Raw genomic sequence first — 3,615 nt, 5'->3', positions numbered from 1 at the left:
CACCGGGCTCGCGCTCGGCCCGCTGGTGCCCGCCCTGCTCAGCCGGGCCGCCGCCGACGACCCCACCGGGACAATGGTGTGGGGGGTGTCCACGATCTCGTACACGGGGTTCGTGGTGAGCCCGCTGCTCGTGGCGGGGCTGAGCGGGTGGCTCGGCCTGCCCGCCGCCCTGGCCGCCCTCGGCCTGCTCGCCGTGCCCCTGGTCGCGCGGTCGGTCGCCGAACGTACGTGACCCAGGGCCGCCATTAATTGGAAAAATGGGGATTTCGTGGGGAGAAACGACCACGTAACCGGGTACCCCCGAGGGCGGATCGACTGTAAGGGGGATCATCATGGCTGTCTGCGAGACCTGTGGCAACGACTACGACATGACATTCGAGGTGCACGCGCAGGGCTCGGTGCACACCTTCGACTGCTTCCAGTGCGCGATCGAGGCGATGGCGCCCATCTGCGAGCACTGCGGCACCAAGGTCATCGGGCACGGAGTGCAGTCGGGCGAGCACTGGTACTGCTGCGCGCACTGCGCCCGCCAGGAAGGCACCCAGGGCATCGTCGACCGGGTCATGGCGGGCACCTCGGCCTGACACCCCCGGTACGCCTGGGCGCGGTCAGCCGGTACGGGCGGCGAGCAGGCTCCGCATGCGGGCCACCGCCGCCTCGAGCGGCGCACGGGGCAGCGGGACGGCGAGGTCGAGGGTGACGTCCCCGCCCTTGGTGGCCTCCCACACGCCCGCGACCCGCCCCTCGTGCACGACCACCGGCGAGATCCACCCGGCCTGCCGGCTCACCTTGGCCCTGAGCTCCGGGGGCAGCAGCGGCGTGAGCCCGCGCGGCGCGCCCAGGATGTACTGGTCGAACCCCGGCAGCAGGTGCACCGCGCCGGAGGGCGGGTCGGTCGCGAGGGAGTCGAGGTGCTCGGTCAGCGCCAGCAGCACCGTGCCGTCGTCGGCCGTCACCTCGGTCAGCTCGGACGCCAGCGCCTGGAACCAGCCCTTCAGCACCGCCTTGCGCGCCACCCCGCCGAACAGCCACGTGTCGAACATCTCGGGCGTGGCCGGCCCGTGCGCCCCCAGGAAGGCCCGCACGAGGCGCACGCCCGCCTCCTCCTGCGGCGGCAGCGCGCCGGGCCAGTCCGGCACCCAGGCGCGCGGCGTGGTGAAGGTCACCTTGCCCGCGCGCGGCGGCCCGTAGCACAGCTCGCCCAGCCTGCTCAGCGGCTTGAGCAGCGCGCCCCACCCGGACGTGAGCGCCTCCCGCAGGTGCCCGTCGCCGGTCTGCGCCACCACGGCCTCCACCAGCTCCTCCCTGGTCAGGGCCCGCTCACCGAGCACGGCGGGCACGACGTCGATGATCGCCTCGACCTCTCGGGCGGTGACGCCGTGCCCGCGCTGCCACGAGCCTTTCTCCCAGAACCGCACCGTGGCGAGCGTGGCGCAGTGGTCGGCGAGCTCGCCGGACGGGACGAGATGCAGCGTGCCGCCCCGCATGAGCCACGTCTTGACCAGCGTGCGATCGTCCCACAGCGCCCGGTCGATCTCCCCGGGATCGGGCCGGGCGCTCCTGACCGCCACCGCCAGCCGGGCCGACGAGGCGACTTGCGCCTGCACCCCGCACAACCGCCGCGCCACGGCCACGGCGTCGGGCCCGTCGGCCGCGCTCACGAACTGCCGACGCAACCGCCAGGCGAGGATCTGGGACCAGGTCAGTTTCACCCGTTCAGTCCTACACCGGCGCACCGACAGCTTCAGCCGGTGAAGCCGATGTCCTCGTAGCGCAGGTCGCGGAAGCCGCGCGCCCCCACGTTCGCCAGCGTCTCCTTGACGGCCACCATCTGCGGGCGCTGGTAGAGCGGGAGCACGTTCACCTCCTGCCAGATGAGCTTGTCGGCGGCGTTGGTGGAGGTGCGGGCGCGTACGGGGTCGAGGCTCTGCGCGGCCCGGCTCATGGCCTCGTCGATGGCCGCCGACCCGGTACGCCCGAAGTTCGCGTTCCAGTTCTGCCCGTCGGCGGAGTTGGCGTAGATGCCGTAGCTGCTGGAGATCGGGAAAGGCGTGCCGATGTAGGCGAACGGGGTGATGTCGAAGTTCCCCGGGATCACGTACTTGGTGAAGAAGTCGTCGCTGGGCACGGCCTTGATGGTGAGCTTGACCCCGATCTGGGCGAGCATGCTCTGCGCCAGTTCGCCTTCCGCCTTGCTGATCTGCACCCCGGACGGCACCACGAACCGCAGATCGAGGGTCTTGCCGTTCTTCTGCCTGACGGGCCCGTTGAGCTTCCACCCGGCGGCGTCCAGCAACTGCGCGGCCTTCTGCGGGTTGTGGACGCCGAGCGCGCCCGCGTTGTCCTGGTAGCCCTCCTGCGTGTTCATGAAGAAGTGGTTGTTCAGCAGCGTGATCGGCCAATCGAGCCCCTGCAGGTCGGACTGGGCGATGGCCTGGCGGTTGATGCCGAGCTGGATGGCCTGCCGGACGTTGCGGTCCTTGAGCAGGTCGCTGGAGCCGTTGAAGGTGAGGTGGCGGAAGTCGGGGCCGGCCGCGTGGCGCACCTGCGCTCCGGCGGTGGACCTGGCCCGCGCGTAGTCGGGCGCGAACGGCTGGACGTCGATGACGTCGAGTTCGCCGTTGCTGAACGCGCCGATCAGCGAGTCCTGCTCGGAAGCCCGATAGATGATCTTGTCCAGCTTGGCCCGGTCGCCCCACCACGCGTCGTCGCGCACCAGCGTGATCGTCTTGGCCGTCTGGTCGAAGCCGCCGAACTTGAACGGCCCCGCCGTCACCGGGATCTTGTTCACCCAGGCGTTGTTGAACGTCTCGGCGCTGCGGTTGGTGGCGGCCGGCAGCAGCGGCCCGAACAGCGCCTGCCAGTCGCCGAACTGCCTGCTGAACGTCACCACCGCCTCGAAGTCGTCCTTGCCCCGGGCCACCTTCTCGATGTCCTGGTAGCCGGTGGCGGAGACGATGCGGAAGGCCGGGTCGCGCCCGCTGAGCGCGTGCCACTGCGCCTGGTAGTCGGCCCACGTGATCGGCTTCCCGTCGGACCACCTGGCCTTCGGGTTCAGCGTGTACGTCACCTCCTGCTTGGGCCGCTGCCCGGTGACCTTGGCGTCGAGCACGTAGTCGGTGTCGACCGAGATCTCCGCCTTCTCATCGGACCTGAACGGCGAGGGCAGCAGCGCGTTGCTGATCACGGCGGCCATCGCGAGGTTGCCGTCCACGTGGTTGCGGTTCCACTGGGTGGGGAACTCGTTGATGCCCCAGCGCAGCGTCCCGCCGTCCTTGACCTTCTCGCGCGGCTGCGGGTTGATGTCGGACGCCTGGATCGTCCGCTCGTCTCCGGCGCTGTCGACGCCCCCGGCGTTGCCTCCCCCGCCCCCGCCGCACCCGGCGAGCAGCAGCGGACCCGCCACGACGGCGGCCACGACAAGACGTGATGCTTTCATGAAGCGCAATTCCTCCTGGGTCGAGCGAGGTCTACACGACTTCGCGCCTGTCTGCGTAATGGCAGGCCGCCCCTTGGTCCTCGCCCACCAGTCGCACCTCGGGTTCGACGCCGACGCAGAGTTTGCGCTCGTCGTCGGTCAGCTCGTTGCGGAACTTGGGGCACCTGGTGCGGAAT

Annotated in this window: 4 protein-coding genes; 2 read left to right on the top strand and 2 right to left on the bottom strand. The window is 70.4% G+C overall.

All coding sequences use genetic code 11. From position 1 onward, the window contains the following. The coding region (locus FAF44_RS52475) for a hypothetical protein (protein WP_237111000.1) at positions 1–232 on the top strand (232 nt) is incomplete at its 5' end. 100 nt (positions 233–332) lie between these two features. Beyond that, on the top strand, positions 333–584 hold the full coding sequence (locus tag FAF44_RS52470) for a hypothetical protein (RefSeq protein WP_237110999.1): 252 nt from the start codon (positions 333–335) through the stop codon (positions 582–584). A gap of 24 nt (positions 585–608) precedes the next feature. On the opposite strand, the gene FAF44_RS52465 is transcribed toward FAF44_RS52470, so the two are convergent. Together FAF44_RS52465 and FAF44_RS52460 are read right to left on the bottom strand one after the other, a co-directional pair. After that, the gene (locus FAF44_RS52465) at positions 609–1,712 is read right to left on the bottom strand and encodes a winged helix DNA-binding domain-containing protein (RefSeq protein ID WP_237110998.1); all 1,104 of its coding nucleotides are present in this window, start codon (positions 1,710–1,712) and stop codon (positions 609–611) included. A gap of 32 nt (positions 1,713–1,744) precedes the next feature. Next, complete coding sequence (locus FAF44_RS52460) at positions 1,745–3,439, bottom strand: ABC transporter family substrate-binding protein (RefSeq protein ID WP_237110997.1); 1,695 nt, start codon at positions 3,437–3,439, stop codon at positions 1,745–1,747. Positions 3,440–3,615: the final 176 nt, after the last annotated feature.

Source organism: Nonomuraea sp. MG754425, assembly GCF_021699195.1.
Lineage (GTDB): Bacteria > Actinomycetota > Actinomycetes > Streptosporangiales > Streptosporangiaceae > Nonomuraea.
This window is presented reverse-complemented; position numbering and strand designations above follow the sequence as displayed.

What these genes read in the sequence shown, in the direction of transcription:
- FAF44_RS52470 (WP_237110999.1), top strand. Translation starts at nt 333, where the DNA reads ATGGCTGTCTGCGAGACCTGTGGCAACGACTACGACATGACATTCGAG.
- FAF44_RS52460 (WP_237110997.1), bottom strand. Translation starts at nt 3,439, where the DNA reads ATGAAAGCATCACGTCTTGTCGTGGCCGCCGTCGTGGCGGGTCCGCTG.